Annotated in this window: 11 protein-coding genes and 1 tRNA gene; 5 read left to right on the top strand and 7 right to left on the bottom strand. The window is 63.0% G+C overall.

What is annotated here, in order from left to right; genetic code table 11:
• Positions 1-108: 108 nt before the first annotated feature.
• Complete coding sequence (polA, locus tag VR74_RS06825) at positions 109-2,898, bottom strand: DNA polymerase I (protein WP_045695420.1); 2,790 nt, start codon at positions 2,896-2,898, stop codon at positions 109-111.
• 340 nt (positions 2,899-3,238) lie between these two features.
• Here polA and VR74_RS06820 point away from each other — a divergent pair, with 340 nt between their 5' ends.
• Both VR74_RS06820 and VR74_RS06815 read left to right on the top strand, forming a co-directional pair.
• On the top strand, positions 3,239-3,679 hold the full coding sequence (locus VR74_RS06820; RefSeq protein WP_045695418.1) for a hypothetical protein: 441 nt from the start codon (positions 3,239-3,241) through the stop codon (positions 3,677-3,679).
• 40 nt (positions 3,680-3,719) lie between these two features.
• Entirely contained in the window at positions 3,720-4,742 is a 1,023-nt protein-coding gene (locus VR74_RS06815) for an NADP-dependent oxidoreductase (protein WP_045695416.1), read from the top strand.
• A 263-nt stretch (positions 4,743-5,005) separates the two neighbouring features.
• Here the strand turns inward: VR74_RS06815 and VR74_RS06810 are convergent, their stop codons facing one another.
• The 4 genes from VR74_RS06810 to VR74_RS06795 are packed head-to-tail and all read right to left on the bottom strand — an operon-like array spanning position 5,006 to position 9,455.
• Entirely contained in the window at positions 5,006-6,442 is a 1,437-nt protein-coding gene (locus VR74_RS06810; RefSeq protein WP_045695415.1) for an SLC13 family permease, read from the bottom strand.
• A 7-nt stretch (positions 6,443-6,449) separates the two neighbouring features.
• Positions 6,450-7,604: a cystathionine beta-lyase gene (gene metC / locus VR74_RS06805; RefSeq protein WP_045695413.1), complete on the bottom strand. Its 1,155-nt coding sequence runs from the start codon at positions 7,602-7,604 to the stop codon at positions 6,450-6,452.
• Positions 7,604-8,446, bottom strand: coding sequence for a sulfurtransferase (locus tag VR74_RS06800; RefSeq protein ID WP_045695411.1), 843 nt, complete (start codon positions 8,444-8,446; stop codon positions 7,604-7,606). The genes metC and VR74_RS06800 overlap by 1 nt, the downstream gene beginning before the upstream one ends.
• Before the next feature lie 4 nt (positions 8,447-8,450).
• Positions 8,451-9,455 carry a cysteine synthase A gene (locus tag VR74_RS06795; RefSeq protein ID WP_045695409.1) on the bottom strand — a complete coding sequence of 335 codons (1,005 nt, stop codon included), beginning with the start codon at positions 9,453-9,455 and terminating at the stop codon, positions 8,451-8,453.
• A gap of 155 nt (positions 9,456-9,610) precedes the next feature.
• Here VR74_RS06795 and VR74_RS20610 point away from each other — a divergent pair, with 155 nt between their 5' ends.
• Both VR74_RS20610 and VR74_RS06785 read left to right on the top strand, forming a co-directional pair.
• Positions 9,611-10,162 (top strand): cupin domain-containing protein, encoded by a 552-nt coding sequence (locus VR74_RS20610; RefSeq protein ID WP_299949781.1) that lies wholly within the window; start codon positions 9,611-9,613, stop codon positions 10,160-10,162.
• On the top strand, positions 10,159-10,854 hold the full coding sequence (locus VR74_RS06785; protein ID WP_045695407.1) for a DUF6134 family protein: 696 nt from the start codon (positions 10,159-10,161) through the stop codon (positions 10,852-10,854). Before VR74_RS20610 ends, VR74_RS06785 begins: the two co-directional genes overlap by 4 nt.
• Positions 10,855-10,870: 16 nt before the next feature.
• Here the strand turns inward: VR74_RS06785 and VR74_RS06780 are convergent, their stop codons facing one another.
• Positions 10,871-13,663, bottom strand: a complete 2,793-nt coding sequence (locus VR74_RS06780; protein WP_045695406.1) for an AsmA family protein — start codon at positions 13,661-13,663, stop codon at positions 10,871-10,873.
• A gap of 162 nt (positions 13,664-13,825) precedes the next feature.
• On the opposite strand from VR74_RS06780, the gene VR74_RS06775 reads away from it, so the two are divergent.
• Positions 13,826-13,902, top strand: a tRNA-Asp gene (locus VR74_RS06775).
• A 56-nt stretch (positions 13,903-13,958) separates the two neighbouring features.
• Here the strand turns inward: VR74_RS06775 and VR74_RS06770 are convergent.
• Positions 13,959-14,405: IS481 family transposase (locus tag VR74_RS06770; RefSeq protein WP_045695404.1), on the bottom strand; the 447-nt coding region annotated here is incomplete at its 5' end.

Raw genomic sequence — 14,405 nt, 5'->3', positions numbered from 1 at the left:
TGCGTTGTGCCCTACAGCCCGGACCTTTGGAAGCGCTCAGCATGAGTTCAGTGTGTGGGGCGAGGGCGGATGGCGGGTATCGCTTCGCGTGGACCCACCCGGCCTGCGCTAATGCGCCTCCGCCCAGTTCGTCGCCGCGCGCGCCTCGACCACCAGCGGCACGGACAGGTTCAGGGCCGGCATGGCCGCGCCCTGCATCGTGTCCTGCGCCACCTTGATCAGCGTACCGGCCTCCGCCTCCGGGCATTCGAACACGAGTTCATCATGCACCTGCAGCAGCATGCGCGCCTTCAGGCCCGCCCTGGCCAGCGCCTCAGGCATGCGGATCATGGCGCGCTTGATCACATCAGCGGCGCTGCCCTGGATCGGCGCATTGATCGCCTGGCGCTCGGCAAAGGCCTTGGCAGGGCCTTTTGACTTGATCGCTTCGAGATGGATCTTCCGCCCGAAGGCGGTCTGCACGTATCCGGTCTCCTTCGCGAAATCCTTGGTCGCGTCCATATAGGCGCGGATGCCGGGAAAGCGTTTGAAATAAGTCTTGATGTATTCGCTCGCTTCGCCCTGCGGAATGCCGAGCTGGCGCGCGAGGCCGAAGCCGGAGATGCCATAGATGATGCCGAAATTGATCGCCTTGGCCTGGCGGCGCACCATAGGGTCCATACCCTCGATCGGCACGCCGAACATCTCGCTGGCCGTCATGGCGTGAATGTCGAGGCCCTGCAGGAACGCATCCTTCAGCGCCGGAATGTCCGCCATGTGCGCCAGGATGCGCAGCTCGATCTGGCTATAGTCGGCGCTCACCAGAACATTGCCTTCGTCGGCAATGAAGGCCTGCCGGATCTTGCGGCCCTCTTCCGTCCGCACCGGGATGTTCTGCAGGTTAGGGTCTGAGGATGACAGGCGCCCGGTCTGCGCGACAGCCATGGCAAAGCTCGTATGCACACGGCCTGTCTTCGGGTTGATCGCCGCCTGCAAGGCCTCGGTATAGGTCGAGCGTAGCTTGGACAGCGTACGCCAGTCGACAATCGTGCGGGGCAGGGGGTGGCCCTCCGTCGCAAGGCCTTCCAGCACATCGGCATCGGTCACCCAGGCGCCGGTCTTGGTCTTCTTGCCGCCGGGCAGGCCCATCTCGTCGAACAGGATCTCGCCGAGCTGTTTCGGGCTGCCGATATTGAACGCGCGCCCCGCCTGTTCCTCGGCTTCGGCTTCCAGCGCCGCCATGCGCTGCGAGAAATCCGCCGAGAGGCGCGAGAGCTGGTCCCGGTCCACCTTGATGCCGTGCCGCTCCATCTCCGCCAGAACCGGCACCAAGGGCCGCTCCAGCGTCTCGTAAACGGTTGTCACCTTTTCCGTGTGCAGTTTCGGCTTGAATGTCTGCCACAGGCGCAAGGTCACATCGGCGTCTTCGGCAGCATATTCCGTCGCCTTGTCCAGCGCCACGCGGTCAAAGCTCACCTGCTGCTTGCCGGTGCCGGCGACGTCCTTGAACGCAATCGGCGTGTGGCCGAGATAGCGTTCCGATAGCGTGTCCAGGCCATGGCTGTGCTTGCCGGCATTCAGCACATAGGACAGCAGCATCGTGTCATCGATCGGCGCGACGCGAATACCCTGCGACGCGAATATGCTGTCATCATACTTGATGTTCTGGCCGATCTTCAGGACTGACGGATCCTCCAGCATCGGCTTCAGCGCGCGCATCGCATCCTTCATCCGTATCTGCCGCGGCGGGTCGGCGCCGAACATGTCGCCATCGCCTGCGCCGTTCGGATCGACATGCGCCAGCGGGATATAGCACGCCACGCCCGGCGCCAGCGCCAGTGACACGCCGACAAGATTGGCGGCCACGGAATCAAGGCTGTCAGTCTCGGTATCGACGGCGACATGGCCCTGCGCCACGGCACGGGCTACCCAGTCCTCCAGCCGCTCGAAGTCACGCACGCACTCATACTGCGTCCGGTCAATCGGCGCTTCGGCGGGCGGGGCGGCCTCGATGGCGCCCTCGAGTTCCATCATCTCGCGCACGCGGCGGGTGATGGTGCGGAACTCCATCTCTTCCAGGAAGGCGATCAGCGTCTCCGGGTCCGGGTCAGCGACGGCCAGTCCTTCCAGTTCCAGCGTCACCGGCACGTCATCCTTCAGCATGACCAGCTGCTTCGACAGGCGGATCTGGTCGGCATTGTCGATCAGGCTCTCGCGCCGTTTCGGCTGCTTGATCTCACCGGCGCGTTCCAGCAGCGTTTCGACATCGCCAAACTCATTGATCAGTTGCGCGGCCGTCTTGATGCCGATGCCCGGCGCGCCCGGCACATTGTCCACGCTGTCGCCGGCCAGAGACTGCACGTCGACAACCCGGTCAGGCGCTACGCCGAACTTCTCGAACACCGCGTCAATGCCCATCGTCTTGTTCTTCATCGTGTCGAGCATCACGACGCGGTCAGATACGAGCTGCATCAGGTCCTTGTCGGAAGACACAATCGTCACGCGCGCCCCCTTGGCCTCGGCCTGGCGTGCATAGGTCGCGATCAGGTCGTCGGCCTCATAGCCTTCCAGTTCCAGCGCATGGGCTGCGAAGGCAATCGCGGCGCGCCGCACCAGCGGGAATTGCGGCCGCAATTCTTCCGGCGGCTCGGACCGGTTCGCCTTGTAGAGGTCGTACATGTCATTGCGGAACGTGTGGGACGAGGCGTCGAAGATGCAGGCAAAATGCGTCGGCCGCTCGGGCCCCTTGAGTTCTTCCAGCAGCTTGAACAGCATGTTGCAGAAGCCGGCGACAGCGCCAATCGGCAGGCCATCCGACGCGCGTGTCAGCGGCGGCAGGGCATGGAAGGCGCGGAAGATATAAGCGCTCGCGTCCACGAGATAGAGGTGGCTGTCCTTGGTAACGGGGGCAGTGGCCATGAGCGAGAATCCTTTGCAGGCCGAAGGTTTAACGCCTTGAGGCGGGCCCGTCACCCGCTGCTTATCCCACACCGGCCAGTCGGGTGTATTATGTACCGGTCGCCTGAATGGAGGCGAAGGGGTGTGGCCAGCATGCGCGGCCTCATCTTTCGGGCAGGACGGGGAATCGCGCCCCCAATCCCTGTCACACCAGCCCATGTCAGCGCGGTCTCCTTCTTGCCCGCCCGATCAGTAACGGAAACCGGACGCGTCCCCCCGCGATCCGGTTTCCGGTGCTGGCGTTCTGTCATTTCCCTTTTTGGAGTATTCTTTCCCGAAACAAGCTTGGGAGGGCATACGCATGACAGACAGTTCAGACGAAACCCGCGCAAAAACGCCATGGCACCTGTGGGTGGTCGGCGCAGTAAGCCTGCTGTGGAACGCGTTTGGCTGTTTCGATTTCACGATGACGGCCACCCGTAATGCCGCCTATCTGGAACCCTATCCGCAGGAAATGCTCGACTACTGGTTCGCCATGCCCCTGTGGGTCTGGGCGTTGTGGGTGATCGGCGTGTTCGGCGGACTGTTCGCCAGCATCCTCTTGCTGCTTCGCAGGAAACTCGCATTTCCCCTGTTCGCCGCATCTTTCCTTGCCGCTGCAATCAGCATGCTCGTCGGGACGCTCGACAAGGACGCGCCCCGCATGGAAGGCGCCGGCGTGATGAGCGCTGTCATCATCATCATCGCCGCTCTGTTCATGGCTTATGCATGGTGGATGTCCCGGCGGGACGTCTTGCGCTGAGCCTGTTTCGTCGTAGCTTCCATGGAAATGGGAGAGAACGATGACACAGATGAACAAGACCTGGGTGCTGCGGGCCCGCCCCGTAGGTGACGTCAAGGAGAGCGATCTGGAACTGGTGGAGGCGCCGCTCGCGCCGCTTCAGGAGGGAGAAGTGCGCGCCCGCACCATCTATCTCTCCCTCGACCCGACCAACCGGATATGGATGAGCGACAGGGATGCCTACCTCCCGCCGGTTGGCATTGGTGAACCCATGCGAGGTGGCGGCCTCAGCCTCGTGACCGAAAGCCGCTTTGACGGTCTTGAACCCGGCGACATCGTCAATACCGGGCTCGCCCACTGGTCGCTCTACAACACGCTTCCCGGCGCGGGCCTCGCCAGGATGCCCCAGCTTCCCGGCGTGCCGCTCACCGCCTTCATGGGCCCCCTCGGGGCAACCGGCATGACCGCCTATTTCGGCCTGATGGACATCGCCAAGCCGAAGGCAGGCGAAACGGTCGTCGTGTCCGCTGCGGCGGGCGCCGTCGGCTCGATGGTCGGCCAGATCGCGAAGATCCAGGGCTGCCGCGTCGTCGGCATCGCCGGGTCGGACGAAAAGTGCAAATGGCTGGTCGAGACGGCGGGCTTCGATGCTGCGATCAATTACAAGACCGAAGACCTCGGCGCCGCGCTCGACAGGCATTGCCCGGACGGCATCGACATCAACTTTGAAAACGTCGGCGGCAAGATTATGGACACCGTGATCGCGCGCCTGAACGATTTCTCGCGCATGCCGCTGTGCGGACTGATCTCGACCTATAATGCGACAGAGCCTGTGCCGGGGCCCTACAATTTCGACAATTTGCTGATGCGCCGCACGCTGTTGAAAGGCTTCATCGTCATCGACTATTTCCCGCGCTTCGCCGAAGGCATCCAGCAGATGGCCCAGTGGCTGATGGAAGGGAAACTGAAGTTCGAGACCGATATTGTTCAAGGCCTCGAGAATGCGCCCTCCAGCCTGTCACGCCTGTTTGAAGGCAAGAATCTCGGAAAGCTTGTCGTCCGGGTCTCTGACGAACCGAACTGAGCGCCTCGCCCGCGTCCTGTTGCAGCCGCAGCAGGACAAGGCGGCTGGTTAATGACGAAATTGTCATTCGAAACATCGCTTGTTCCGCGACGGGTAATGCCCAGATGCGCGTTGAACCCAAGTGATTTCGGCCAGGACTTCCCGCCAGGCCGGCATCATGGACTGTTCGCGTTCCCGCTGTTGGTACCTCCAAACCCTCCCCCTGGCCTGCAGCGGTGTCCTCCCACTCTCCCTCACCCTTCGAGTGGGGCGACGACACGCGGTCAGAGCACCAGAGGTGCGATAAAGTAGCCGATCAGCGTAATGACAATGATGCCGATCAGGTTCACCCGCAGGCCGCGGCGGATCATGTCCTGAATCGGCACGTGGCCCGTCGCGTACACAATCGCATTGGGCGCTGTCGCCACAGGCAGCATGAAGGCGCAGGACGCCGCGACCGCTGCCGGACCCAGCAGGCTTTCCGGCGCCATGCCCACCGCAACAGCCAGCGAGCCCAGAATGGGTGCCAGCGTCGTCATGGTCGCAACATTGCTGGTCAGCTCGGTCAGGAAAATGACCAGCGTCACGACCACGGCAATGAACAGGATGGGGGGGAAAGTCGACAGGATCGACAACTGGCTGCCCAGCCATTCCGACAGGCCTGTGCGCGAGATGGCATTGCCGAGTGCGATGCCGCCGCCAAACAGGACCAGAACGCCCCAGGGCAGCCGTTCGGCCTCTTCCCAGGTCAGCAGCATGCGCTTCTCGCCGCCGCCCGCGGGCACCAGGAACATCACGACCGCGCCTGCCATGGCAATCATCATGTCCACCTCGGCGCCGCCATAGGTGCCAAGCGTTCCCCAGCCGGCTGCGTCCAGCAGGTCCACCGTCCAGAGCCGCGAGACCCAGAGCAGGGCGACACATCCGAACACGATGGCAGCGCGCTTTTCGGCTGGCGTCATGCGGCCCAGCGCGTGCTTGTCACGCCGCACCCGCTCAAGCACCTCCTGGCCGCCGCTGAATTTCGGCAGGGTGCGGGTCAGTGACCACCAGGCCGCCGGAACCAGCAAGGCTGCGGCGGGCACGCCAAAGGCCATCCATTGCGGGAAGCCGATATTGCCGCCCGCTTCGACCTGCAGCCAGTTGATCGCGATCAGGTTGGTCGGGGTCCCGATTGGCGTCGCCACACCGCCAATGGAGGCGGCATAGCATATGCCCAGAAGCAGTGCCGTCGCGAAGCGGCCACTCTTGTCATCCAGCGTCTGGGCGGCCGACAGGGCGATCGGCATCATCATCAGCGTGGTTGCGGAGTTCGAAATCCACATCGACAGCAGCGCCGTCGCCAGCATGAAGCCGAAGATCAGTGCTTTCGGCGCCGCGCCCACGCGGGAAATCACGTTCAGCGCGATACGCTTGTGCAGGTCCCAGCGTTCGATCCCCATCGCGATGATGAAGCCGCCCAGCAGCAGCAGGACGATATAGTTCGCATAGTCCGCGCCGACCTGCCGCGGTGTCCCGGCGTCGATGAGCGGCAGTACGACCAGCGGCAGCAGCGATGTCGCCGGGATCGGGATCGCCTCGGTCGCCCACCATGTTGCCATCAGCACCATCAGCGCCCCGGTGCCCCAGGCCGCGAAGCTCAATCCGTCCGGCGCACCGACCAGCAGCATGAGTCCCGCCAGGGCAGGGCCCAGAACCAGTCCGACTTGTTTTACCCCCATGTTTCGTTCATTTCCCCGTCATGGCCGCAAACCCGCTCGCAAGGTCCGCAACAAGATCATCCACAGCCTCCAGCCCGATATGAAGACGCAACAGGGGGCCAGCCCGCGTATCGGTCCAGTTTCCCTTCATGCGCGTCAGCTGCTGATCGCACGGAATGATCAGGCTCTCAAAGCCTCCCCATGAAAATCCCATGGAAAACAGGTGCAATGCCTCGAAAAAGCGCTCCATGCCGCCTGCGGGCACGGGATTCAGGATGACTCCGAACAAGCCGTTCGAGCCGCTGAAGTCGCGCTGCCACAGCGCATGGTCCGGGTGGGTCGGCAAAGCCGGGTTCAGCACGCTGGCCACTTCGTCCCGCGCCGCCAGCCATTCCGACACCGCCAGCCCCGCCGCTTCATGTGCCTTCAGCCTTGTCTTCAGGGTCCGCAGGCCGCGCAGGCACAGAAAGGCATCGTCCGGCGACAGGCAGATGCCCCAGTCTTCCGACACGGCTTCAAGGCGCCCGGCCATGCCCGGCGTGCCGGTCATCACGGCGCCGCCAAACGCATCGGAATGTCCCGACACGTATTTCGTCAGTGCCTGCACGGACAGGTCAACGCCCAGGGCCAGCGGCTGGTGATGCAGGCCCGCGCCCCACGTATTGTCCATAATCGTGCGAATGCCGCGCGCCTTGGCAGCCTCCACAATCGTCGGTGTGTCGCACACTTCGAATGTGAGAGATCCCGGCGATTCGAGGAAGATGGCTTTCGTATTGTCCTGAAACAGGTCCGCGATACCCGCGCCGATGCGGGGATCATAGCGCGATGTCTTCACGCCCATTGCCGGCAGCCGCCGCTCGCAAAACCGGGCCGTGGGGCCATAGGCAGAGTCGGGAAACAGCAAATGGTCGCCCGCGCGCACCGTGCTCGCAATGGCCAGCGTGCAGGCCTGCAGGCCGTTGGCAGCCAGCCGCGCATAGGTCGCGCCTTCCAGCTCGCACATGGCGGCTTCAAGTTCGCGGTGGACCGTCAGCCCCATACGGCCATAGGTCGGCTTCGGGCCGTAGAGCGCCTCTTCAGTCGAAAACAGCACGGTGGATGCACGCTCAACGGGCGGGTTCACCGTCACCCGTCCAAGCCGCTCCTTGCGCGTGTGAATCAGGCGGGTTTCGGGCTGTTTCATCAGGCGCCAGTCGCAACCGGGCGGGATGGATCGGAGGCCCATTCCGTCCACGAGCCGTCATAGACCGCCACGTCCCAGTTGCCGAGGCGTGCGAGCGCCAGCGCCGCGATCGCCGCCGTGACGCCCGAGCCGCAGGTCGTCACGGTTGGGGCCTTCGGGTCCTTGAACAGTTTCGCCAGTTTGTCAGCCGGTTTCATATGGCCGTCTTCCGTGACCAAAGCACTGCCTGGCAGGTTGACGCTGCCGGGAATATGCCCTGACGCCAGTCCTTTGCGCGGTTCGGGATCGCGCCCGAAATAGCGTCCATCAGGGCGGGAGTCGACAATGGTCATGCGCGCCGATCCGACCAGCTTTTCCAGTCCGGCGGCATCCATGACCAGGTCCGTACGAACGCGCGGCGTGAAATGCCGCTCGCTGACGACCGGCGGCAGGTCTTCCAGGACGCCGCCCGCTTCGACCCAGGCGTACAGCCCGCCGTCAAGCACGCGCACGTCCGTGTGCCCCATCACCCGCAGCATCCACCAGACGCGGGCCGATGCGAAGAACCGGTTCTGGTCATACACGATGATCCGGTTGCCATCGCCGACGCCCAGCTTGCGGATGCGGGCCGAGAACTTGACGGAATCCGGCAGCATGTGGGGCAGGTCGGATGACGTGTCGGCGATCTCGTCGATGTCAAAATGCACGGCGCCGGGAATATGGCCGCGCGCCCAGGCCTCGCGCCCGGTTTCAGGCGGATTGGTGAAATCTGCAAAATAGGTTGCATCAAGGATGCGGACATCCGGCGCGGCGATATTGTTGATCAGCCAGTCTGCACTGACGAGCGGGTCACCCGATTCCATCTGCTTATTTCTCCATCCACGGCGGCACCGGAAGGTCCTTCGACCTCAGGAATTCCGGATTGTACAGTTTCGACTGGTAACGATTGCCATAATCGCACAGCATCGTCACGATCGTGTGGCCCGGCCCCATGTCGCGCGCCATCTTGGCCGCGCCGGCGACATTGATCCCCGCCGATCCGCCGAGGCAGAGGCCTTCTTTCTGGACAAGGTCGAACAGCACATTGAGCGCTTCGGTATCGGTGCAGCGATAGGCGCGGTCGACCTCGATACCCTCAAGGTTCGCCGTAATGCGCCCCTGTCCGATGCCTTCGGTGATCGACGTGCCCTCCGATTTCAATTCGCCGCTCGTGAAATATTCGTACATCGCGGCGCCGCCGGGGTCGGCCAGTCCGATCTGGATGGATTTGCGCTTTTCCTTGAGGGCCATCGAGACACCGCCCAGCGTGCCGCCCGATCCGACTGCACAGATGAAACTGTCCAGCTTGCCATCCGTCTGCTTCCAGATTTCCTGCCCCGTCGTATCATAGTGCGCCTTGCGGTTTGACGTATTGTCGAACTGGTTGGCCCAGATCGCGCCATTCGGCTCAGATTTGGCGAGATCTTCGGCGAGGCGGCCGGAATACTTGATGTAATTGTTCGGGTTGGCGTAGGGCACTGCGTCAACTTCGATCAGTTCTGCGCCCAGCAGGCGGATGGCGTCCTTCTTCTCCTGGCTCTGCGTGCGCGGCATGACGATGACCACGCGATAGCCAAGCGCGGCCCCGACAAGGGCCAGGCCGATCCCCGTATTGCCTGCCGTGCCTTCGACAATCGTGCCGCCCGGCTTCAGCAGGCCCGCGGCCTCTGCATCGCGCACAATGCCCAGGGCCGGACGGTCCTTGACCGACTGTCCGGGATTCAGGAACTCGCATTTGCCGAGGATTTCGCACCCGGTCGCGTCGGAAATGGCATTGAGGCGGAGGAGGGGGGTGTTTCCGATCAGGTCAATTACGGAGCGGTGAATGGTCATGCAGTCAGTCCGGTTCAGTTGGGGAGGCGGATCAGGCCAAGCTAGGGTGCGGCGCGCCAATGCACAACAGCCACATCTAAAGTGATCCAGATGGCCCTGTGGCCCGTAAACCGATTGATCCAACACGAACACCGAACTGGAAATGCCGTTTGAATATGCAGGAATCCTACGCATCCTTCATGATGGACCATGCCGCCGGCAATCACGCCGATGCGCTGGCGCTGGCTGCTGACATGCACATGATGCTCAGCCCTTCAGGGGCAGAGCAGGTGCAGATATGGTCAATCGTCGGCGGCGCGCTGCTTGAACGTGATCCGCGGCAGGCGGCAAGTGTCAGGCCCCGCGCTGCCCGGCCCCGCCTGCTGGAGCCATTAAGGGAGACGGCCGAAGACCTGCTCGCGATGGCGGATGGCGCGATTGACTGGAAGCGGGGCATCACGGGTGTTTCATATGCCAATACCCGGACTCGCGGCGCAAAATTCATGCGGCTGGATCCCGGCCAGTCTGCGCCCGCTCACGGTCACGGCGCCCTGGAAGCAACCGTTGTGCTCCAGGGGCGTTTCAGTGATGGACATGGCGTCTATTCCCGCGGGGATATCGTTCTGGGTGAACCGGGCAAACGCCACAAGCCAGCCGCCGTTGGGGATGAGACCTGTATCTGTTTCGTCGCTGAAACCAGCCACCCCCTCTGGAACCTGTTCCGATGATCCGCCACACCCTTACCGCACTCTCGCTCGCCCTCCTCGCCACCCCTGCGCATGCCGATACCGCCCCTGCCCCCACCGCCACCCCTGCGTCCTCATCACCGGTCTGGACGCCCAAGGACGGTGACGAGATCCGCTTCGATGTGCTCCGCAATGGCAAGCCCTTTGGCAGCCACTCGGTATCGTTTGGCGTTGCAGCCGACGGCACATTGACCGCCACCACGGATGTACGGCTGAAAGCCGGCCTCGGGCCGATTACGGTTTTCAACTATGAACTGGACGCCACCGAAACGTGGAAAGAGGGCCTGCTGGTTGGCCTGACGGGCGTTGTCGACGACAGCGGCAAGGATGGATCCGTTCAGGCCTTGCGCGATGGCGAGACGCTTAGCGTCAAGGGGACCGAATATTCAGGCACCGTACCCCTCGGCATACTGCCTTCAAGTCACTGGAACTTTGCCCAGACAGGGGCGTCGCAGCTGCTCTCCACCGAGGATGGCGAATTGATCAAGGTCAATGTCCAGGACAAGGGCAGCGACACCGTTATGGTTGACGGACAGCCGGTCGATGCCCGCCGCTACCTGATGGATTCGGACATAGACGTGGACCTCTGGTACGACGCGCAGGGCCGTTGGGTGAAACTCGCCTTCGAGGCCCGCGGCCAGCAGATCGAGTATGCGCTGACGCAGGCCTATTAGGCTTGCAGGCCGGGCACTATTCCGGTTCAGCGGGCGCCGGTTCTTCCTTCTTCTTCCTGCCAAACAGGTCGCCGAGCGCATTCCGCGCGGCTTCCTCGGCTGCGTCTTCCAGCGTGACGGGTGCCTTGGGCTCCGGCTCTGGCTGTGCGGTCGCGGGGTCCGCCGTGTCAGGCGCAGGGGGAGTGGCGGGCGTGGCGGGAACTCCCAGCACAGTCCCGAGGATGTCCCCGGCATCGCCCCCAATCCTGTCCGACAGCTGGTCCTTCAGCTTGCTGCCCAGTTCGGCCTTCAGCGCAGCCTGGATACCTGACGTATCCGGCGACACTTTCAGATTGCTCCACGAACCCGAAACACGCACCGGCACCGGGATTCCGTTCAGCTGAACGACGCTGCCCGACCCTGTTCCCGCCTTGTCGATGCTGGTCGCCAGCCGGAGGTCCAGCGCCTGGCCGCCGAGATTGATCTTGCCCGAACCGTCAATGCCAAGCACCGGGTTGATCAGTTTCATCAGGTCCACATTGGCGACACCATCGGTAATGGTGAGAACCGAGTCGAAACTGGAAAAGTCCGTCTCGGCCGATGGGGACAGGGCTTGCGAGAAATCCAGGTTCGACAGGTTCCCGGAGGCCAGCGCCTGCTGGAGCGACGACGCGCTGCGGACCAGTTGTGCCACGTTCAGTCCCTTCAGCGCGCCATCGGTCAGGTTTGTCGTCACCTTGCCGTCCAGTGCGTTCATGATGTCATTCATCGAGTTGCCGGACGCAGCGCCTGTCACGGTAAAGCCACCTGTGCCGGTGAGTTTGTCGAAGCCGGCGAGCGTGCCCAGCAGGCTCGACATGCCAACGCCGCTGCCATTCATCGTGAAATCCAGGGCAGGCCTCGCGCCCTGCGCATTGACGCCCAGCTTCCCGTTCCAGTCGCCTCCAAAGGCCTTGAACCGTGACAGGTCGGCCGCCAGCACGCCCTTGTCCAGCCTGGTCGACATGGCCGCATCGGTCAGCTTGACCTTGCCGATTGTCAGCGCGCTCGTCGTGATCTGGACGTCGGCATCGACGGCGTTCAGGCCGCCAAGGTTGAGCGGTTCCGTGCTCCAGCCCGTACCCGCCTGTTTCGGCTTGCCGGCCTGATCGCCCTCGCCAAGGAATGGCGACAGGTCGAGCGGTCCCATCGCAAGGTTGCCCGTCAGCTTTGGCCGTTCGCCTGACAGGTCCACGCCTGCTGTGCCCGTGCCGGTTATGCCGTCCAGGGTCAGCGTCAGGTCAGTCAGGGACAGCTTCTTGAAGCTGCCGGCAACCGCGCTTTTGACGTCGAATGCCGCGAGTGTTTCGCCCGGCGCCATCTCGACATCCGCTGCCTCCAGCAAGGCGCGCAGTTCATCGCTTGAGGCTGTCAGCCGGCCAGTGACGCGCCCGTCGCCGCCCAGCCCGACCTCACCGGCATAGGTGGCTTTCAGCAGTGCGCCTGTGTGTTTCACGTCGAGCGCGCTGAGTTTCAGGGCGTCCAGTGCGCCGGTCAGCGCGCCCTTGATTTCCACGCGCTCCAGCGCGTCACTGGCCGGCAGGTCCAAACCCAATTGCGTGGCAAGGTCACCGGCTTGCGGAAGGGTTGCCGCAAACTTGCCGTCAAGGCTGATCGCCTCGCCGATCTTCATGCCGCCGGTATAATTGGCGTCGATCAGCGCGCCCTTGAGGGTCAGCGTCTCGAATACCATTTGCGGCGCAGTCAGATCGCCGGATATCGCCGCCTTGAGATTGGCCGCGCCAAGCGGGGCCGCCGCTTCGGGAAGTTCGACGCCGCCGAATTTTGCAAGTTCATGCACGTCGGACGCTACCAGCCCGAGCGTGCCCTGTATCGTCGGGGCGTCAGACAGGAGGACGCTGCCCGTGAAGTCCGTTTTCGCGAGATCGGACGATTGGCTGAAGCTCTCAATGTCAATCTTCAACGCATCCAGAGGCCCGGAGACGGTGCCCTTCGCGTCCAGCTTGCCGAGCCGGGATACGTCCATCGGCAATTCGGTCCCAGAGAATGCGGCCAGTTTCCCCACCGCGTCTGTCCCGGCCGTAAACGCGCCGGAGAGGGAGGCCGCGTCACCCAGCGTCACGCTGCCCTCATAGCTGGCATTGCCGAGCGATGATTTCAGGGTGAATTCCGCATTGGCCGGCGTGCCAGCGGTCATGGCACTGGGCGAATCGAGCCGAAGGACCACGTCGAAAGTCTCACCCTGAAAGAGGCCTGACGCGTCCAGATCAAGCGGTTTGTCGAGCGCCTGCAGCGACGCCTGCATGTCCAGCTCGCTGAGTTCGTAGGATGCGCCGGAGGCATCATCACGATAGGTCAGCCGGGCATTCTTGAGCCGGGCAGACGCGACGCCCGCGTCAAAGCCGCCGCCGGACTCGCCTGTATCCGCATCAGGCTCGGTTTTGGCGCCAAATTCCCAGTTCGACGTGCCATCGGCCAGCTTGTGCAGGTCGACATTTGCGTCAAGGAACGAAATCTCCTGCACGTCGACGCGCCCGGACAGCAGCGGCAGCCATTTGACCGATCCGCGCAACTCCCCGGCCTCGATCATGTATGGCCGGTCAAACCCTTCAGGATTGGCCACGGTCACGCCGCCGACGCCCGCCGCGATGCGCGGGAAGACGGAAATCTTCACGTCTCCGGTGAGTGTCACGTCCCGCTGAAGGGCGCCGGTCGCCGCCTTCTCGATCTGGGCCTTGTAGACATCCTTGGGCACCAGGAAGGGCACGACCAGTGCCGCGACCACGAGCAACCCCAAGACACCGGCGATGATGAGAAATATGCGTTTCATGAGAAGGTCCTGATTCCGTCTATTCTACGGGTAATTCGACAATGTGACCGATGAATGACGCTTGAAAAGCATATAATCGCGCCTGGCCTGACGTTCGTCGCTTGACCGCCCTAGTCCGCTTGACTAGAGAGACGGCTCGCCGCGTTGCGGCAGGAGAAATACGCGGGTGTAGCTCAGTCGGTTAGAGTGCCGGCCTGTCACGCCGGAGGTCGCGGGTTCAAGTCCCGTCACTCGCGCCATTTCTTGCGATGTCCGGCCCGGACACATAGGTAACAGTATGTACCGGAGAGATGGGTTACACTTTTGCTCCGAACGGGTTGTCGATTGTCTGCAGGGTTCTCTGCTCGAGGTCAACGTATCCGAGGTCATAGTGCATGAAGGAGACGAGCCATATGCCGTCGTCGACCTCCTTTACGCCGACACGCTGACCCGCGAGCACGGTGGAGATGTTGATTTTTTTCCGATGCATGCAGATCCGGCCGCAGGCGGTTATCAGGACCTCGCGATCATGGAAGGGATAATCGATGTCTGGCAGGCCGTCATAGATGCGCGATGACGGCGTGTAGATCTCTGCAGGGGTCGCCATGGCGAGGCCTTCATGCGGACGTTCTGTGTTATATTCCCTGACGAAGTCATCGAACCGCACCTGCTGTTGCAGGTGATTTTCGCAGGCCGGCCGGGTGGTTTCCTGCTTCAGGGTCAGGTGCATGCGCTCATGCCGGCCATTCTGCTGCGGATGGCC

Origin of the sequence: Hyphomonas sp. BRH_c22, from assembly GCF_000961795.1 — a bacterium.
Lineage (GTDB): Bacteria > Pseudomonadota > Alphaproteobacteria > Caulobacterales > Hyphomonadaceae > Hyphomonas.
The sequence above is the reverse complement of the archived record's forward strand: the minus strand, read 5'-3'. Positions and strand labels throughout refer to the sequence as shown.